The following is a 19,163-nucleotide window of genomic DNA, read 5'->3' on the forward strand; positions in this document are numbered from 1 at the left end:
CGTGCGCGCGAGCCACATCATAATCTTGACGCAGCTGACGAACCTGTTTATTGAACCGCAAAATATCAGTGATAAATGCCCAAAACTTAGGGTTAAGAATATTTTTGCGCTGCGATAATAAAGTATTGAGTGTATGACCATTATATTCAAAATTACGAGCGGTATTTTTAACTGAGAAACTCATATCTGTTGCTTGAAACGGTACTTGTAGCTCATAAAGCAAACGAAAAAAGTTGGGATAAGTACGCTCATTAAAGACGATAAAGCCAGTATCTATCGCACTTTTCTCTACTTTGCTTGGCTTTGCCTTTTTACCCTCTTGTAGCGTCACATCGATAGTATTCACGTGTCCGCCAATATAATTGTTGGCTTCAAATACCGTAACGTCATGCTGCGGCGCTAAATAATGCGCACAAGTCAGCCCTGACACGCCCGAGCCGATGATGGCGATACGCTTTTTCGCTTGAACGTTGGAAGAATCTTGTAAAACGCTGCTAGATTTTTTAGCCATTATTTCTGTATTTTTACGTTTACGGTGGATAAACGACATAAAGGCGTTCCTTGTTATTTTTTTAAAACGCTATTTTTTTACTATGTTCTCGGATCTATCACGATTTATTGTTTTTTATTCATTTTTTCACTGACTTGCTTCCAGACCAAATCTGGTAACGTCCCTAATACTTTTAAGGGTAAGGTAAGTTTTTTAGGGAATTCGATGACATCATGACCGCTCTTTATACCATCGCGAATCGCTTGACTTGCCTGCTCTGGCGTTTGGAGAAATGGCATCGGAAAGTCGTTTTGTTTGGTCATCGGTGTTTCGACAAAACCGGGCACCACTAAACTCACTGATACGTCATGCGGTGCCAGGCTAATCTGTAAGGTTTTCATTAGATAATGGATGGCCGCCTTTGAGCTACCATAAGCTTCGGCACGGGCAAAGGGCACATAGGCCGACGCTGAACCCATCCCCACCAAGCGACCGCGTGAGGCAATTAGCTTTGGCAACACCCCTTCAATGGCATGTGATAACGTACCCATATTCACTGACATAACGTTCATAAAAGCACTGCTATCGAAGTTTGGCATATCCAAATATTCACACATGCCCGCACCACAAATTGCCAAATCAACGTCACTAATTTTATCAAAAGCGGCAATCACTTTATCTCGATCCATTAGATCTAAATTTATGGTTTCTGCTCCTAGTGATGTGAGCTCAGCTAATGCTTCATCATCACGACCAACGGCATAAACATGCTGCCCCTCTTGCAGATAGTCTTTTGCCAACTGATAACCAATGCCAGAGGTCGCACCAGTAATAAGAATGTGTTGTTTTTTAAGCGTCGCTGTCATCGTAAAGATCCTTTTATTGGCTTGCTGTGTTATATACAATTTGGTTTTGATAAATGCCTATTCAATCTATCTTTAGTCATTAAAAAGTGACGATCAAGAATAATTAATTATCACTTTTTAATTAACCAATGGCTTCGTTTATTTATCAAATCTAAATAATTATAGTATAACTAAGCACCTCAATTTGTTGTTGCTTCGCAAACGGGCATATAGATAAAACGGTAGACAAATTTGGTGTATAAAATATTTTGTCATCGTTTATCACAGTATTGACGTTTTTATAAAAAAATATGAAAATAAAGCTTGACCTATTTTTTATCTTTGCTAGAATACGCCCCACTTAGCAAGAACTCGTTAGAGACTTCCTAAGCTCGTTGTAAGCAATTAAACACTTACAGCTTATTCTCCAATAGCTCAGTTGGTAGAGCAACGGACTGTTAATCCGTGTGTCCCTGGTTCGAGCCCAGGTTGGAGAGCCATATTTTAGTAGTAAATTTTTTGAGTCATCTTTGATTCGATTATGGCATTTGCCAAGACCCTCATCACTTTGATGAGGGTTTTTTTATGGCGGCTGCTTTTTAAAGTGATGTGCTGAGGAAGGAATTTAAGACAAACGCACTTAAAATAAGCGCATTTAAGGTAAGAAAATTGAGATATGTGCTTGTTCTTTGTTTTCCTGAATGACATTGCTATACGCTGACAACTGGTGATCAGAAAAACGATTGGTAAAATGCCACATGGTTGCAAATATCGTGCTCAATAACACAGCCATCACCGCAAGAATCACCCATAGTGGCGTTTCATTAGTGAGCGTATGCTTGATTTGATCAGGAATCGCCCAAAATGGTGAAAATTCATTTTTATTACCACGTAAGTGCTCAATCTCATCACCCAAACGTGAGATCAGATAGCGAATCTTTTCAGTGGCTTCAAGCCGATATTTACCTTGAAAACCAAGCAACATAGCATAGTGATAAACTTCTAGCGCCGGTAAGCGCTTTTCTCCTTGTTCACGTAAGCCATCTAAGCGCTCAAAAAACTCATTGCCAGCGATTTGAGAGCCAAATAAGTCTAACTGTAAAGGATTTAGCTCCCATGCATCTTTTAGCGTCTGAAACGCTGGCTCTTGCGAGGTCATGATCGTCTCATCTATCAGCGCACAATAAGCGTACTTTGCCTCATGGATATTTTCTGACAAAAAACCTTTTTTGCGGGCATTGATTTCAAACTTATCTAAAAATTCATATATTTTTTGGCGGAAACTGCGTGGCTCAGTGCTGAAATAATGGTTGCGTAATAAAAACACCAAGTAAAAGCCGTCATACATAATATCAACGAGCGACTGGCTGCTGATACGCCTGTTAAGCCCTTCGGTTGAAACTTTTGAGGCAACCTCACCTGAATCTAATAGTGACGGTGCAGAGCCAGCTGAATGATTTCCTAGCATGATTATTCCTAATATTTATTGTCTTAAATATACTATCTAACAAAATGGTGAGATGATAATAGAAAGAGAAATAGTTATAAAAATTGATAGCAGTAGCACGTTGCCACAAATGTGTCTCTTTTATTTTGAACGAACTATATCAAGCAAGATACAGCGAAAAACCATTAAAGAAACACTTAAAAAACTATTGCACGATAGCCATCAGCTCAATTTTCAAATCATCAAAACCGTTCGGTACATAGATACAGATAGATTCAGACCTAATCATTTCATCATATAAATCACCTATTGGCTCGATGGTGAAATAACCAAATCCAGGTCTAACGGGAATAGCACTTGGCACTTGAGCAATGTGCGCAATCGGTGAGCCTGGTAGCGCTGACAATACTCGCTTCTCAACGGCATCTGGGGTTGCAACCTTGAAGCGTCTTGGTACCAAATTCACCAACTCATGCATCGGTAGCGACGAGCTCACAGACAGATACAACTGCGAGCTACGAGTGATTTTATCACTGCTAAGATCGCCCATATAATAAGAGGGTTTGATTTGCCGTAATGGGATAGAGATAAAGTTACTGGCAATAACGGTATTGAGGAGCTCACGAATGATACTAATAATACTGGTAAATGAATCATTCACCTGATTATGATGGTATTGCGGTAAATCGCCTACCTTGTATAACGAGCTAAAAGTAGCCAACTGACTGGCGACATTTAATAGGGCCTCATAAAGGCGCTCTGGGTGCAGTTTTGCATTATTGTATAAGTGACTCAACTGTGAATAAGCAGTATTAAGCGTATGTAACAGCCAAAACGAAGCAATATCAGATGAACGGAATTCTAATAAATCATTATTGGATTGGCGATGGTGATCATATAGCGAGCTGGACTTAGTATTAATCATCGTCATCAAGCGATAGACCTGATTTAACAGCGCAGGATTACTCATAACATGAATGCTAGGCACCATATACTCATCATCTACTTGATAAACACCTTGAGTGGTACGAGTCAGCTTTGCCACTAATAATGAGACAGTATCTTGACTCGGCGCTTGTGATGAATGACTTAATTGCACACTCGGTGATAGCCTTAGCACATCGATGACCGCGTCGGCAGCTTGACTATATAGGTCTTGCGCATCGATACTGTCTCTTACATAACGCGCAGGATTATCACTATGTTCTGTCTGTATATTACTACCGCTATGACGAATAATCTCTAAGCTTAAAAATACGTAAATATCATCACTATGCTCTTGACTATCGAGCGCGATGGATTTTGGCAGCGCATCTGTACGCGGAGCTTGATATATCGTGCCATCGGGTAATACAGCATAAATACTCTCAAAGCTTAATAGATTACTTTCTAGAAGTTGCCTATCAATTTGAATATCAGAGATACCGTAAGCGTAAGGATGCGTAAGCATCATACTTAAGGCGCGTTGCGAGTTGTGATAGCTGTCTTGAATCTGAAAATGCTGAGGTCTTAAAAACAAACCTTCGCCCCATAATACGCTGTGTTTACTCAAGACTGTCTCCTACGAGCAAGCAACCAATGGTTGCTGATAATATTTAAGTTTGGTAGCAAAAACAGGTGCTAACTCTGGCGTGATACCTTCTTTGATATTCACATCACACGCGCCAACATTCAAGGTTAGCGGTTTCTCAAAATCAATACTGCTAATAGGAATCAGCAGCTGAGAGCGTTTTTTGGTGTATCGCAGCCCAACTTTGATGGCAATAAAACGAGCATCTTGCGGGATGTTCAGCTTCAGCGTCGTTTGACGGCTAGGAATGATGCTTACTTCTTTAACAGCCAGCTCCGTAAGCTCAACAAATTGACTCTCATCTTCCAAAAAAGCGATGTGAGCGATGCTGGCCGTGCCTTGCTGATAACGACCGGCGTTTGCATTGATGCTTGGCAGTATTTGCAAAGTGAGGTTTTGACGCTTTAATTGCGCTTGTAGTGCTTGCTGTTCATTATTCATTATCTCAAGCTGCTGTTGCTGCTGCGCAAATTGCGCTTTTAACTTTTCCAGATCTTCGTTGGCATTGGCATTAGCATTAGCCTTGATATTGACACTTGCTTCATGACCGCTGCTAACGTCATGAGCCTGCCCATGGGAATAATTATCCACCAATGAGGTCAACTTATTAGGAGTTGTTTGTTGGTTCGATCGGCTCAATCTATCGCTGGTACAACCAAACAGCGCGATACTACAAACACCACAGACCATTGCTCTTACTAAAATTACTACCATATAATTATCCATAATTTTTTATTGCAATCATTAATAGACACTATTGGCTGGTTAAAATCTCAGCCATTTGTGGACGGCCCAACACTCCTTTTTTACGTAGCTCAACGTGCCCTAAATCCATCATACGCCAGTCACCACCCCATACTAAACCCGCAGATTTTGCTACTTGGCCATATAACTTATAGCCTTGCATCGCCCATGGATCCTTTTCAGTAATGACAATCTTACCGTTTCTAATAAAAGCACTATCACCTGCCAGACCAAACTGATGATAGCTTTTATAAGAACCTGCCTTTGTGACATGCGTACCTTGTTTCAGCAATTTTGCTTGTCGCCCAGGGCTGCGATAACCTTCCAAAAGCACCATTTCATAGCCATATTGGTCGCTCATAACCTTGTATATAGCCAGTAGTCGTTGAACAAATTCAGAATTCATCTTATTCCAATTACGGTCAGCATTTTTGATATTGATATGACCATTTGTAATATGTGATGCCAATATATCGCCTGAATAGCCAGTCGTGTGGTCTTGAACCTGTAAATCAGAAATATTTGGTTCGGGTAATATAAGCGGTGTGGTTGCTAATGGCGCGTCTGTCGCCGCCTCAGGCCAATACCCTTCTTCAATTTGGGTGGCTTGATAACTGGCAACCTCTGCTTCAAGCTCGGCAAACAACTCTGCTGACGGCGATGGCGGTGGCCGCAATTGCTCCCCTATTAACAATTGATTGATTTGGACGTTGGCCGTATTTGGTGAATCATCTTGAGTGCGATAGACTTCAAGAGAATCATGAGTCATTAAGAAATAGCAGAGCGCTGTCGTCGTCATGATTATTAATACGGACAAAGCAGGGATAATAGCAATTCTAATACCTGATATTTTGAGCTTAACTTTAGGTTTTGTCAGAGGACGTTTGCTCTTCAACACCAATAAATGCTGAAAAGTAACGTCAGCCTTACGGTAAAAATGACCATACAGCTGACGATCAAAAAGCATGACTATCACTACAATAGAAACAAGCGTAAATGTCGTGATTATCAGATAAATCATAAGCTCAAATAAATCATCTTATAAAACTTGTAGGACAAGCAAGGAGCGCAGAAATCTGTTTAAAACAATCTATTTACAAGCTGCTTGCATCAAATATGCCAGCTATTATATAGATAAACTGGCAGTTATTACCAATAAAAACCAAACTTAATTATATCCTTTATTTATTTAGTAGCGGTAAGCTGGAGAATAAAAAATAGACTCAAAGAAAAAACAGAAAATACTAAAACAAACTAAAGTAAATAAATATAGTAGCCATCATCAGTAAAATACCATAAACTGCCTCTCAAGAATTTGTTCAGATAGAGGTATAGTTAATGCATTCAAAAAAAATAATAAGCTATATTATGTATAGTTTTACAGTTATTTTTGTTGTTTATCTACTTCTCGTTTGGATGTACTTTAGAGACAATACACTACAACTTACCTCTTATCAGCTCTTAATTTGGTTTATCATTATTCCGTTATTTTTGTTTGGTTTAATATTAATGATAAGATGGTATGGAAAAAAACTAGAGATCAAAGAAACAAAAAATCCGCTCGATACAACCAAAGAAATTGATATTATTCTGCCTGATAGCTATCAATTGTTTATCAATAGTAGTATGAGTTTGCCGGAAGGAAATAGCTGGTCTGAGATCATAGACAACCATGACGATCTGACTCATTTAAGTGAATCACTATCAGATTTCGATGGTTTACCTTTATTAATCAAACCCATTGATAGAATTATTACCGCGCAAACACCCTTGTATCATCACGAAGATAATAGTGATTTTGATAATTATGATGATGATAGTTATGATGATGAGGCAGATGGTTTTACTAATTTAAGCGTCACAGAATATGCGCAAGAGCAAACACAATCTGCAGATGATTTGACCCTGCGTTTGTGCGCATTGATTGATGAGCAGCTGTTATTGAGTGATAGTTTTTTATTGATACTCGCCCAAAATTTTGAGCGTATTGAACAACAGAATGATGAACCGAATTCAGCGATCCATATTCATCCTGATTGGCAAGCGCATTATATCGCAGGCATTAATGATAGTGATGATGGTGATGATGGTGATGATGGTGATGGTGATGGTGATGCTAAAGAGTCTCCTGCTGCTGACCTGCCCGCCCACACGCTGTCAAAGCTGCCTATTTATTTGTGCGTTCCAAGCCTCGCTGACTCTGACTTTCTAATAAAATTCCTCAAGCAACAATTAGCAGGCTATGGCATTACTGAGTCAGTATTTACTATTACTCTTATCATTGCTGATGATGAATCCTATCAGCCTATCGAATTTATAAACGAGTATCTTATTACGATAGCCAATGCGACTGACCCTCAAGCTTGTCTACTCATTGCTATAGACTCTCAAATTAATGAGGCATGGTTGGAGTCATCTTTATATACAAATATTGCTGACAGTACTGTACCCACTGAAGCTGGCATCTTGCTGCTTTTTTCTAATAAAGCTGCCCAAGAGCTGCTTAAATTGGATAACGATACCAGCTTTTTATTGACTAAGATTACTAATGACTATCCCCATCAAATTGATGCTGCTACCAATAACCTCTCTACTCCTACTCAGTCAAGCACCCGCAAGCATTACGCAAACCATCTAAAAACGATACAGCACCTATTGCTGAATGGCTCATCAACTCCAACATCCAAAGATGAGCGCAAAATAAAAATAGCAACAAAACAGCAGATTGAATCTGCCAACGCTAAACCAAGCATAGAAGCAATTCTACCTGATAGCAATATCGCTGCTTTGTCAGACATTAATCCGCTATCACAGCCTTACGATATGTCTAAGTTTATGACATTTATCGATTCATTTATAAAGAAAGACCTACTGGTAAATGACTATTATTTAGGGCATTATATGCCAAATAACTCATGGTTGACGCTATTTATAAGCCTAACATTATTTATCGATAAAGCTAATAACAGTAAACAAGAGTTAGAAAAAGTATTTTTAGTAACCAAACATAAGCACGATTGTATTCTATGGCTGACAGACTTGTCTAACGCTCCTTAACCATCGTTAAGTTCGGCTTTAGCTCCGCCAATAAGCATCTTACTTGCTGTTTTGACACCCCAATAATTCTCTATTATTTTACGATTACATTAGGTAGCAGGCATGTTTTCAAGGTTTTTTCATCTTATTTATAATCCAAGAGTGTTATTGAGCTTAGGGGTTATCGTCGCACTGGTCTTACTTTATGATTATGTGACCCTTAAAACCTTTCTTATTATCCTTGGGATTGTCATAACCTTTGTGCTAATAGCTTCAATTGGCTATTATTTTTGGAAAAAACGTAAACTTGCCTCAGTAGAATTAGCAAACTTAGTAGAAGATGGTAGCGATGAGCATGATAACGACAGTATCGCTAAAGATGAAAATGCCCAAGAAGTTCAAGCATTACGTCAGCAAATGCAAGATGCTATTAAAACCATTCGCAAATCAAAGCTTGGCGATCAAACCGGTAAAGCAGCGTTGTATGAGTTGCCTTGGTATATGGTTATTGGCAATCCGGCAGCAGGTAAAAGCTCAGCGGTGCTCCATTCTGGGCTAAAATTTCCGTTTATGGAGCAGTCCAACAAGCTATCCGTCAAAGGCGTAGGTGGTACGCGTAATTGCGATTGGTTCTTTTCAACCGAAGGCATCTTGCTCGATACTGCAGGACGCTACTCTGCCTATGAAGACGATCGCTCAGAATGGTTGTCATTTTTAAACCTCCTCAAAAAGAATCGCCCCAAAGCGCCTATTAATGGCATTATCATTGCTGTTAGTATCGCCGAGCTCACCAAAAACGATCCAAGCTATGCCTTGGATTTGGCCAAAAACTTACGCAGTCGTGTGCAAGACTTAACTGAGCAATTAGAAGTCTATGCTCCTGTTTATGTGGTCTTTACCAAGATGGATTTGGTCTCAGGCTTTCGTGATTTCTTTCATGACTACGAACAAGAAGATCGCAGTCAAGTATGGGGCGCGACTATTCCCTACCCTGAAGACCTCGATAATATTAATATTACGGATGTATTTGAAGAGCACTTTGGCATATTGGTCAATGGTCTAAAAGACTTGAGTACCACTAAACTCTCCTTGCGTCACCAGCGAACAGTATCTCCGAGTCTCATGACTTTTCCGATGGAATTTCAGTCGTTACGTCCGATGATACGGACACTTATGCATGCATTGTTTGAAGACAACCCTTTTCAATTTAAGCCCATACTACGTGGATTTTACTTTACTAGTGCCTTGCAAGATGGACAAGTAAGCAGTCAGATGACGCTACAAATGGTGCAAAATTATGACCTGCACCCACCAGCGGTACCACTTAATGCGCAACAAGAAGCCGCAGACAAGCCTTATTTCTTACAAGACCTATTTTCAAAAGTTATTTTAAAAGACAAGCATTTGGTTAAGCAGCACAAAAATCGTAACAAACGCAGTCATCGCGCGCTTGCGACCTTAGCCGCTGTCGTTAGTTTATGCGTGGCTGTCGGTTTGTGGACATGGTCATATGCCAATAATAAACAGCTGACTGAACGGGTCATGGCTGACTTACAACAAGTCGCAGAACTACAGAAAAACACTAACGGTGACCTGCAATCTCAACTTGAGTCGCTGAGTATCTTACAAAGTCGGATAGAGCAGCTTGAAGAATATGAAGATAATCGCCCATTATCGTTAAGCTTTGGTCTCTATCAAGGCAATAAACTCAAAGAAAAACTCTTATCTGAATACTATAATGGTATTGGCATCATTGTTTTGGCACCCACAAAACAAAATATAGAAAAATTTTTGACCGAGGTAAACACCAACGCCGCTCAGTTGGAAGTGCGCACAGAGGCGTCGGCTTCTGACGATGCGGCTGAGACTGCCACTAATAATGCCTATATTCAGTCGGATCCAACCGATGTCGAAGACGCTTATAATGCCCTCAAAGCTTATCTCATGCTTGGCAACCATGACCATTTAGAAAACAGTCATTTAAGTGATCAAATGACGCGATTTTGGCGTAACTGGCTTGAAGCCAATCGCGCCGATATGCCGCGTGATAAGATGATTCGCCAAGCTGAGCGTATCTTAAGCTTTAGCCTAGCTCACGTCGATGATCCTGCTTTTCCACTTATCCAAAACGACTTAGGACTGATAGATAAAACTCGCAGTAATCTATCAAAAGTCAGTAAGGGGCAGCCTGCACGAGAACGCGTCTACTCTGAAATTAAAATGCGCTCATCTGCCCGCTTTCCATCAGTGACAGTCGCCCAGATGACTCAAAACACGACCAATGAAGCACTACTCGGTAGCTATGTTATTTCCGGCACTTTTACCAAGCAAGCATGGGAGTCTTTCGTCAGTGATGAGATTGATAAAGCCGCCACTACCAAAGTAGTTGCAGATGATTGGGTGCTGGCAACCAATAGCCAAGATGACCTTACTTTGACCGGTAGCCCTGAACAAATACGACAATATCTGGTCAATCGCTATAAGCAAGAATATATCAGCGAATGGAAACGCTTTTTATCACAAGTGTATATTCGTGATAGTAAAGGATTTGACGACCATGCTGTCTTATTAAACCAGTTGTCTAATACAACAGAGTCACCACTAAAGACTTTGTTTGAGACGGTAGATCGTCAAACTCAGTGGGATAATCAAGCAGCTAACCAAGCCTCAACTGATGGCGGCCAATCTCGACGCTCATTTGTCAATTGGTTCAAGCAAACCATCCTGCGTCAAAGCCCCGCTGAGCTGCGGCAAGCAGAAGCGGCGCTCGGCAGCGGTAGTACCTCGGCTAATACTGCTCCGACAGCGCAAGCACGCTCAGGTGTGATTGCGCAAGAGTTTTCCTCTATACATGCCTTGGTGACGCCACGAGAAGACAATCAGAATCTATCGCTATTAGACAATTACTTGGCAAGCTTAGGAGATATTAGAACGCGCTTTAATAATATCGTGCGTAGTGATGATATCGGCCCTGATGCCTTGTTGTTTGCCTCGCAGACCCTCAGCCCTGAAGGCTCAGAATTGACCAAATCTTTGCAGATATTAGATGAGCAGATACTGAGCCAAGCCAACTCTGAAATTAAACAACTTGTTCGCCCTTTACTAAGTGAGCCACTGACCCGCTCATTCAATATGCTACTGACACCAACTAAGGCAGAGATTAATAAAGTTTGGAAGGCGCAAGTCTATAAGCCTTTTCTTGATAATTTGGGTAATAAATATCCGTTTACTGCCAATGCCAACTTAGAAGCCACTCCTGCTGAGATTGGCCAGTTTTTTGGCGAAGACGGCTATGTGGCAAGATTTGTCAACGAGGCCTTGTCACCTTTTATTATTCGCCGCGGTGATCAAATCTCAAGTAAGATTTGGAATGGTGCAGGTTTAGGATTGAGCCCTAAATTTGTCGCTGACTTCGGTCGTTACTTTGTTAACTATACTGGTAGCAATAGTGCTGGAGCGTCTGGTGCCGCTGGCGCTAGCGGCGCTGCCAATCAAACTACATTCCAAATCATGCCATTGCCTGTTAGCGGTCTGACCGAATATACGATTGTGGTTGATGGTCAACAGCTGCGCTATCGCATGGGTACCCAAGCTTGGACAACCTTTGTATGGCCAAATCCGAGTAGCCAGCCTGGGGCGAGCATCAGAGCCAAAGATTACGATGGCAGAGACTTTACGGTCTTTGAAGAGGCAGGTAGCTTCGGGGTAGAAAAACTGATCAATAGTGCACGCCGTACTGAACTTGGTAATGATATTTTTGAGATGGCATGGTCAGGTGATGGTATCACTGTCTCTGTACGCTTTAGAATCATCAGTGGCAGTGGTAGTAGCAGTACCGCTACTCAAGGCCGCTCTACCAATCCATTTACCGGTATGAAATTACCGGATGAGATTATCGCTCTTGGTGTCACGCGCACAGCAAGGCCAATTACTGATGACAACACAGTCGATGGCAGCTCTCCCACCAATAACTCAGCAGCCAATTCGACCGCTCAAAACCATCAACAAGGTCGTCAACAAAGCAATGAACAAAGCAGTACAAACCGCGCGCAATCAGCCAGCGACTTGAACTCGTCCGCTAGTGCTAATAATGATAGCCGTACACAAACGGAGCCTCCTGCTGCTACTAATGATAATTCGGCCGTCGCTGAGCAGCAGGAGCAAACGCCATGATGCCTAAATCCTTACCTTTAGTATATTTTGGCAAACTGCCTGCTCGCGGAGATTTTATACGGGCGCGTGCTCATATCTCCGAAACCAATGCCATTGATGAATGGGTCAGTCAAGCCCTAACCATTTCGGAAAAAATCTTTAGTGAAAGCGCGATAGATAAAGCGCACATCGATAACATTGCCTTTTTAAACTTTAGTCATGTAGATACCAGATCTAATGAAATTATCACCGGTGTTCTTATTCCCAGTCACGATAGTAGCTATAGAAACTATCCGCTGATAGGTTTTGGCGTACTGCATGCTGATAAACCAAAAAACTGGATGAACTATCTACCAGTCAAGTCGTCGACCCTTTGGAATGACACTTATGAAGTTTTGAGCGTGGCCAAGTCTAAAACTGACAATACTGATCTTATGGAATATCTCAATCATAGTCAGCTGACGATCAATAACAGTGCCAGTACTTACTATTATGACTTTATCAATACCACTACTTTGCAAGATATAGCGATCTTAATGAACATCGATAAGTCGCAACTGATAGAGCAAATTATCGCTACTGGCTTGTTATTTTTACCTACCTTTACTAAAGGCTTTCATGGGCTCAATAAAGCCATTTGCTGGTCACTCACGTCTGATAGAGAAAACTCGATACACATGGCAACTTTTTGGCATGATCTCATCAATGGTTTCTACCAGCCGCATCAGCTCTATCTGAATACCTATCTATACCGTGTTGCTAATTGCTATCGTTTGCTATTGAGCTTCACTAAACCAGATGGACACATACTTGAGCAAATATCAGAGAGTGAAAATAGCTATCCTGAAGATTGGGTAGTCATCGCTGATAGCGACTGGACACAAGGCTATATTAATGAAGATATTGGGCTAACCCGTTTTAATAAAATATTGTTACAAGACAATCTATACCTGTATGATACTAGGCAATTGTTTAAAAAAACCTTTTTAGCACAATAGCTATTTATAACTATTATTCATTGAAAGCCACTAATTAAATGTTACTTATTAAAAACCACTCATGGTAGTAGCTATGTGCCATAGCCTGTAATTAGTCACTGCTCAATCATACCAAGCTTAAAAAAGGTACTTTGATGAAAGTCCTCTCCAAAACATCCAAACCTAGGCCAACAAATCGCATGAAAAACCTGCTATTAGCCGTCGCTATGACCTTCCCTATCAGCGCCGTTGTCTTTGCAGCACATAACGATGCTCATGTGACCAATGACGCACAAAATGTGCCTGTCGTCATAAAAGGTGTGGTCGCTACCAGCTCAGACAAACAGCAGCTTCTTGAAAAGCTAAAAGCACAGTATCCTAATAAACCCGTCAGAGATGAAATTGAAGTGCGTTCGAACATCAGTATACCAACCAACTGGCAACAGATAGCAACGGCTATTATCGATAGCGACATCTCTAATATTCGCCAAGGCCGTATCGATATTCATGGTACGACCATTAGCTTACATGGCAAAGTCAGTAGCGTTGAACAAAAACAAGCCATTCAAAACCGTATTCACTCACGCCTAACCGATCTCTATCAGCTAGAGAATCAACTGGTCGTCACCCAAGGTGAACAACATCTCTTAGACGACACTTTAGGCAACCGTATTGTCGAGTTTGAATCCGGTAGCGCTAACTTGACGCCTATGGGGCTTGGTATTTTAGACGACATGGCGGGTGTATTACAGCGAGTTGGCGATAAGCCGGTAACCATCATTGGACATACCGACAATGTCGGCAATCCTAGTGGCAATTTAACATTATCAAATCAGCGTGCCGAAGCGGTCAAGCAATACCTCATAGGTCGTAACATTGATGCTGCTCGTCTAAGTACCGCTGGTAAAGGCGACGCTGATCCTATCGCGAGTAATGACAAGGAAGAAGGACGCACTCGTAACCGCCGTATCGAATTTAACCTTGGTGAATAACGCTGCTATATACGTTGATAATGGCAGCTAAGCACTGATGCTTATGATGCCGTCTCTTACACAAGAGGGACTACCCCTATGTTACGCTTAACCAATACCGTGCTGCCAATGCACCCTGATAGGCTCTATGCCAGTGAAGGCTGTACTCAATCGCCCTATCCGAGTGCTCGCCAAAACATCTGTGCTCATCAAGCGTGGCAACATAAGCTCATGCATAACTCTGATGAAGCTGATGTTATTGCTCAACTAAATCCCAATGGTAGTCGCCAATACCAGCAGCACGGTATCGACACCTATGTGCTGCATGTCTATATCCATGAGCGGCATCATCCACCCTTTACATCATTAACTCACCTAATCGGTAGCACTCTAACCTTAAGCTTCGATACCCCAAGTGGTCTAAGCTTTCGCCATCTATATCTAACGGCCGTGCAGCAATTGGATCATGATGGCAGTTATGGTTATTACCGTCTACTAGCACAGCCGATCACCTATCGATTACATCAACATTTACGCTGTCATATCGATACTGATTTGGCCGTACAAGCGATGATAGCAGAGCGCACGGCCGCGCTTGATATAGAAACAGTCGATGACAGTGGTGAAAATGCTAGCTGGACACCGGCACGTATGACCCAGTGGCAAATAAGCGACTGGACACATATTTGCGAGCGGCTTTCGCGGCAAGGACTGACGGCTTACTTGCGCCATGAACAAACAAATGAGCACAGTCCGCCAAAGCTCATTATTACCTCTGCTCATCCCAGCGATAACGATAGTATCAGCGTAAACGTTGGCGCACTGCGCTACCAACAAGTATTACACGACCGTGTGCATGCGCCCGTTCTAGCAATGAGTGAGCAGATTGTCACCCAACCAAACTCAGTGACGATGCAGCGCTTCAATGCAGCAAGTGTCGCACATCCAACCCAGTCAGCCGATATTGCTACGAGCAATGATGGTGATAAAGAAAACAATCAGACGAGTAGCCACTCACTCACTTTAGACAGCCCAGCCGCCTTCGCTCCAGTAACGGATACCGAGAGTATTGATGATGCCAACATAATTGCTAACAGTCATCAAAGTCATTATAGCGTCTATCATGCCCTTGCCCATGTTACGGATTTGAGTGTTGCTGATACCTTTACGCTCGTCGATCATAGTGCGCTTAATCAACACTACCGCGCTACCCATATCGTGCATCTGGCTCGCAATAGTCTGGCACATGTGACAGGTCTGACCCAAAGCTCACGCCATCATCAGCGTCATGATTCCTCTTTGGAAGCTGGCATTCATTTGACTCAGTTACGCCTCATTACCGCTGATACCCCATGGGTCGGCCTTCTATACAGCAGACGCGCTCTACCGCCGATGACAGGGATTACCGATAGCCAAAGCGATACAGACAGTCGCAATCATATGACGCCCACGCGCAGCTACTTACTGGATAGTCCCGCCCAGCCTATCAATCGCCTTGAGGCGCAAGCGGGTGCCAACTATGGCACACACTTCACCCATAGGGCAGATGATCAAACCCTCGTACAAGCCATTGGTGATAGCGAGCATCTGATCAATACTGGCAGTCTATTGTCATCGACTCGCCCTAGCTTATTTGCCACTAATAACGAACAAGCCATTGAAAGCGGTTATCGCAACACCGACAACGGCTTATCAGAATGGGTGACTGATCACCGCAGCGAACAAGCTTACTCACAGCTCAACGTCGATGATGGACAAATCAGTGCCAGCCTAAAGATGGGTATTATAAATCCTGCTACAGATGGTGCTAAACGCCAAGGTATCAATACGGCCACTAACGCTCAAATCAATATCAAATCAGGCGAAGCGATGGTGCTATCAACGCAACCGCAAACTCACGAACAGTCTGGACAACACAATTACCAACAGCATACCTCAACTCTGACCCAAACTGCCTTAGGTGGTCAGCACTTAGCAGAGCGGTTAACGCAACTAGCAACCGGGCTTGGTAGACAAGTCAATGACCATAACGCGATTAAAACGCAACTTGAGACTATCGCAGAGGAACAGCAAACCAACACCCATCAAACAATGCCACTCACTCTTATCGATAGCGCAGCAGACAGTGCTTATGTCAGCGACGATACACTAATCCAGCGGTCAATGGGTGAGATGATTAGTACTACGCAAACGGACATGATGATAAGTAGTGGCGATAGTCATCATCAAGTCAGTAGTGAGTCACTCAACATAGTAGCCGATGGTCAATTTAGCATGACCAATGCGAAAGAGAATATCACCCTCTCTGCCCATACAGGAAAACTGGAAGCGACGGCTAAGCAGGATGTAAACATCGCCTCCTCGACTAAAGAGGTTGAAATAGTGGCGACGAATAAAATTACGCTAACGGCTGGTGGTGCGAGTATCACTTTAGATGGCGCAAATATTACGATAGCGGCAAAGCAGTTTACGGAGAAGGCTGGTAAGCATAGCAAGGCTGGAGGCGGTGTAGATGGGTTGGGGCTTGGAGTGTTGCCTAACATCATTCCTGATAAAAAGACGCTAGTGGATGGCGTTTATAGTTTGGCATACCAGTTCTTAGATGATGACGATGTGCCTTATGCAAATATTTCATATACCGCTGTTAATAAAAAGACAGGCGAAGAATTCAAAGGCGTCACTAATAAAGATGGATGGTCAGAACGTTTTCATTCGAATAGTGAGGATGAGATTGAGGTTCATCTAGAGCTTGATTGGCAGGATAACCATAGGAAGCTTAATAATGAGTAGTAATACTACCTCTGCGACGACCAATATTGGACCATCAAACAATAGGAAAGTAAAAATCTCTCGTCCTATCGAATTATTCTTATTATTTTGGATCGATGAGATTGAACCAACTGTTGATACTACTTGGAATCCAACTGGGAGTTTAACTGGTAGAGACTTCTTTAAAGAAGCAGCCCAGACACGTCTAATAAACTTAAAAACCGAGCCTTGGTTTGATTCTCGCTTCCATCGTGCTCATTGCCCTCCAATCACTCACTTTAGTGAAATACAAAAAATTATAGATAACTGGATAAAAAAATACGGTGGATCTAATAAAGTAGTAATAAGAGAAGTAAGTTTTTTCTCTCATGGTGCTTGGGATGGACCTATTATATATAATGCCAGTCAATACGACCCTGAACATATATTTTTTGATCGATTTAAAGCTCAAATTAAGCCTGCCTTATGGGGAGATATTAATTTTTATTGGGCTGGTAATAAAGAATGTCGATTGAACTTCTTTGGTTGTAATACTGGAAATATTAAAAAAGGTATTTCTAATATATTCGCTAGAAATACCTCTATTAATTTAAATAACTCAAATGTAACTGTATCAGGTCAAATGACATCTTCTTTTCCTTCATTTTACCCAGACTCTCGCTATACAACTGGAGCACGTAGTATGAATAAGGGTTGGAATGCGGGTCCCACTTATATGGTTTCAGGAGATGCAGGACAAGGAAAATCAGCGCTTATTGATAAAGTTAAAGCTAATAAAATGTCATTTTATCAAAGCGGTAAAAATATCAGCAAGTCCTATCAATCTATCTTTAATGATCATAGAAAAAAACGAACGACAACATCTTCTTCTGAACTTAGTACTATCGAACGATGGTTAAGGTTATATCGTTGAAATATATAACATATTTTATTTACGCATTAATGTTACTAACAATAGCAGGCTGTAGTATGGACAAGAGCAACTCTATCAACTTTACTTTCTCTAAAGCAGAAGATTTCGAAGACGAAAGCAATCTCTGTGTTAATCTCACACTTATCAGTGAATATTCAGCTTCAGAATGGTATCCCTATCAAAAAAGAATAACCATTATGTATAATAGCAAACTATTAGTTCACAATCTTAATGAACCGAATGTTGCGCGCACTTCCATTGAAGTTCTCAACCCTAAACAGTCACTACATTATGAGAGTGATAGTGATAATGTATATGCAAATATTGGTGTAGATACTTTTGAGAGTTTTAAATTTAGTTCTGAGTTTTATAATGTGTCTGTCGATATTAAAAATGGAAAAAGCCCTATTCTCTCTAGAGCCGAATATCTAGCAGGAACAAATTTATTAAAATTGCATTATTATGATTCTAATGAAGCTAAATATAAAATTTATCCGCTCAATGCTGAGGACATTAATTACATTGATGATTCCTACACTTATGAACAGCTTAAAAACTCTGAAAAGCTGTTAGAAGAAGACATTCGAAGACTAGAACATCTAACGTCAGAGCAAATCCAAAGTCTTATCTTAATTCATAGAAATAAAGACTTTAAACTGTTAGGCGGCAGTTGAAGAAGGTAATAAATACCCCATGGGTCGGCCCTCTATACAGCAGACGTGCTCTACCGCCGATGATGGACAGTCAATTAATGATTATGCCAACATAAAGACTCAGTTAGAAGCTATCGCTAAGGAACAGCAAACCAACACCCATCAAACGACGCCCTACACGCTGATCGATAGCGCAGCAGATAGCAGTTACGTCAGTGCAGACACGCTCATTCAACGGTCAATGGGCGAGATGATCACCACCACTCAGCAAGAGATGATGACCAGTAGTGGCGATGGTCATCATCAAGTCAGTAGCGAATCACTCAATATCATAGCCGATGGTCAGTTTAGTATGACCAATGCTAAAGAAAATATCACGCTATCTGCGCATACGGGTAAGCTGGAAGCAACGGCCAAGCAAGATGTGTAGTGATCGGATAATTTAGGACCACTTATAAGAAGTTTTTGTTAAAATATCGTCTCTCTTTTTCTACTGGTTCCAGATGTTTATTAAAAGAATGCTGTCTGATATTCTGATAGTCGCCCCAGATATAATCACTGAAAATAAATCTCAATACATAACAGCTTTATGATTA

14 protein-coding genes and 1 tRNA gene are annotated in these 19,163 nt (G+C 41.5%); 9 read left to right on the forward strand and 6 right to left on the reverse strand.

From position 1 onward, the window contains the following. Together CAN34_RS06995 and CAN34_RS07000 are read right to left on the reverse strand one after the other, a co-directional pair. The coding region (locus CAN34_RS06995; protein ID WP_121509227.1) for an FAD-dependent oxidoreductase at positions 1-550 on the reverse strand (550 nt) is incomplete at its 3' end. Positions 551-615: 65 nt separating this feature from the next. Beyond that, positions 616-1,356: an SDR family NAD(P)-dependent oxidoreductase gene (locus CAN34_RS07000; RefSeq protein WP_089555042.1), complete on the reverse strand. Its 741-nt coding sequence runs from the start codon at positions 1,354-1,356 to the stop codon at positions 616-618. 403 nt (positions 1,357-1,759) lie between these two features. On the opposite strand from CAN34_RS07000, the gene CAN34_RS07005 reads away from it, so the two are divergent. Continuing rightward, positions 1,760-1,835: transfer RNA gene (locus CAN34_RS07005), tRNA-Asn, on the forward strand. Between the two features lie 155 nt (positions 1,836-1,990). Here CAN34_RS07005 and icmH read toward each other — a convergent pair. The 4 genes from icmH to CAN34_RS07025 all read right to left on the reverse strand — a co-directional run bounded on the left by icmH (position 1,991) and on the right by CAN34_RS07025 (position 6,063). Continuing rightward, positions 1,991-2,803, reverse strand: coding sequence for a type IVB secretion system protein IcmH/DotU (icmH, locus tag CAN34_RS07010; protein WP_079691254.1), 813 nt, complete (start codon positions 2,801-2,803; stop codon positions 1,991-1,993). 184 nt (positions 2,804-2,987) lie between these two features. Continuing rightward, positions 2,988-4,334 carry a type VI secretion system baseplate subunit TssK gene (gene tssK, locus CAN34_RS07015; RefSeq protein ID WP_089555043.1) on the reverse strand — a complete coding sequence of 449 codons (1,347 nt, stop codon included), beginning with the start codon at positions 4,332-4,334 and terminating at the stop codon, positions 2,988-2,990. A gap of 9 nt (positions 4,335-4,343) precedes the next feature. Continuing rightward, the gene (locus CAN34_RS07020; protein ID WP_089555044.1) at positions 4,344-5,066 is read right to left on the reverse strand and encodes a hypothetical protein; all 723 of its coding nucleotides are present in this window, start codon (positions 5,064-5,066) and stop codon (positions 4,344-4,346) included. Between the two features lie 40 nt (positions 5,067-5,106). Then, on the reverse strand, positions 5,107-6,063 hold the full coding sequence (locus CAN34_RS07025; RefSeq protein ID WP_217320613.1) for a M15 family metallopeptidase: 957 nt from the start codon (positions 6,061-6,063) through the stop codon (positions 5,107-5,109). A gap of 401 nt (positions 6,064-6,464) precedes the next feature. Here CAN34_RS07025 and CAN34_RS07030 point away from each other — a divergent pair, with 401 nt between their 5' ends. From CAN34_RS07030 to CAN34_RS07065, 8 genes are all read left to right on the forward strand, one after another. Then, a complete protein-coding gene (locus CAN34_RS07030; protein WP_123891910.1) occupies positions 6,465-8,153 on the forward strand; it encodes a hypothetical protein in 1,689 nt (562 codons plus the stop codon). Between the two features lie 102 nt (positions 8,154-8,255). After that, positions 8,256-12,305 carry a type VI secretion system membrane subunit TssM gene (gene tssM, locus CAN34_RS07035; protein ID WP_089555046.1) on the forward strand — a complete coding sequence of 1,350 codons (4,050 nt, stop codon included), beginning with the start codon at positions 8,256-8,258 and terminating at the stop codon, positions 12,303-12,305. After that, complete coding sequence (tagF, locus tag CAN34_RS07040; protein ID WP_089555047.1) at positions 12,302-13,282, forward strand: type VI secretion system-associated protein TagF; 981 nt, start codon at positions 12,302-12,304, stop codon at positions 13,280-13,282. Before tssM ends, tagF begins: the two co-directional genes overlap by 4 nt. 179 nt (positions 13,283-13,461) lie before the next feature. Next, positions 13,462-14,253: an OmpA family protein gene (locus tag CAN34_RS07045; protein WP_165767626.1), complete on the forward strand. Its 792-nt coding sequence runs from the start codon at positions 13,462-13,464 to the stop codon at positions 14,251-14,253. Between the two features lie 78 nt (positions 14,254-14,331). Then, positions 14,332-17,022 carry a DUF2345 domain-containing protein gene (locus CAN34_RS07050; RefSeq protein WP_089555049.1) on the forward strand — a complete coding sequence of 897 codons (2,691 nt, stop codon included), beginning with the start codon at positions 14,332-14,334 and terminating at the stop codon, positions 17,020-17,022. Beyond that, complete coding sequence (locus CAN34_RS07055; RefSeq protein ID WP_089555050.1) at positions 17,015-17,914, forward strand: hypothetical protein; 900 nt, start codon at positions 17,015-17,017, stop codon at positions 17,912-17,914. The genes CAN34_RS07050 and CAN34_RS07055 overlap by 8 nt, the downstream gene beginning before the upstream one ends. Before the next feature lie 56 nt (positions 17,915-17,970). Then, entirely contained in the window at positions 17,971-18,588 is a 618-nt protein-coding gene (locus CAN34_RS07060; RefSeq protein ID WP_123891911.1) for a hypothetical protein, read from the forward strand. A gap of 19 nt (positions 18,589-18,607) precedes the next feature. Next, complete coding sequence (locus tag CAN34_RS07065; RefSeq protein ID WP_089555052.1) at positions 18,608-18,997, forward strand: DUF2345 domain-containing protein; 390 nt, start codon at positions 18,608-18,610, stop codon at positions 18,995-18,997. Positions 18,998-19,163: the final 166 nt, after the last annotated feature.

Origin of the sequence: Psychrobacter sp. DAB_AL32B (assembly GCF_002224105.1) — a bacterium.
Lineage (GTDB): Bacteria > Pseudomonadota > Gammaproteobacteria > Pseudomonadales > Moraxellaceae > Psychrobacter.

Coding starts and splice junctions, on each gene's coding strand:
- CAN34_RS07020 (WP_089555044.1), bottom strand. CDS start 5,066: ATGGTAGTAATTTTAGTAAGAGCAATGGTCTGTGGTGTTTGTAGTATC.
- tagF (WP_089555047.1), top strand. CDS start 12,302: ATGATGCCTAAATCCTTACCTTTAGTATATTTTGGCAAACTGCCTGCT.
- CAN34_RS07045 (WP_165767626.1), top strand. CDS start 13,462: ATGAAAAACCTGCTATTAGCCGTCGCTATGACCTTCCCTATCAGCGCC.
- CAN34_RS07055 (WP_089555050.1), top strand. CDS start 17,015: ATGAGTAGTAATACTACCTCTGCGACGACCAATATTGGACCATCAAAC.
- icmH (WP_079691254.1), bottom strand. CDS start 2,803: ATGCTAGGAAATCATTCAGCTGGCTCTGCACCGTCACTATTAGATTCA.
- CAN34_RS07030 (WP_123891910.1), top strand. CDS start 6,465: ATGTATAGTTTTACAGTTATTTTTGTTGTTTATCTACTTCTCGTTTGG.
- CAN34_RS07025 (WP_217320613.1), bottom strand. CDS start 6,063: ATGCTTTTTGATCGTCAGCTGTATGGTCATTTTTACCGTAAGGCTGAC.
- CAN34_RS07050 (WP_089555049.1), top strand. CDS start 14,332: ATGTTACGCTTAACCAATACCGTGCTGCCAATGCACCCTGATAGGCTC.
- CAN34_RS07000 (WP_089555042.1), bottom strand. CDS start 1,356: ATGACAGCGACGCTTAAAAAACAACACATTCTTATTACTGGTGCGACC.
- CAN34_RS07060 (WP_123891911.1), top strand. CDS start 17,971: ATGGACAAGAGCAACTCTATCAACTTTACTTTCTCTAAAGCAGAAGAT.
- tssM (WP_089555046.1), top strand. CDS start 8,256: ATGTTTTCAAGGTTTTTTCATCTTATTTATAATCCAAGAGTGTTATTG.
- CAN34_RS07065 (WP_089555052.1), top strand. CDS start 18,608: ATGGGTCGGCCCTCTATACAGCAGACGTGCTCTACCGCCGATGATGGA.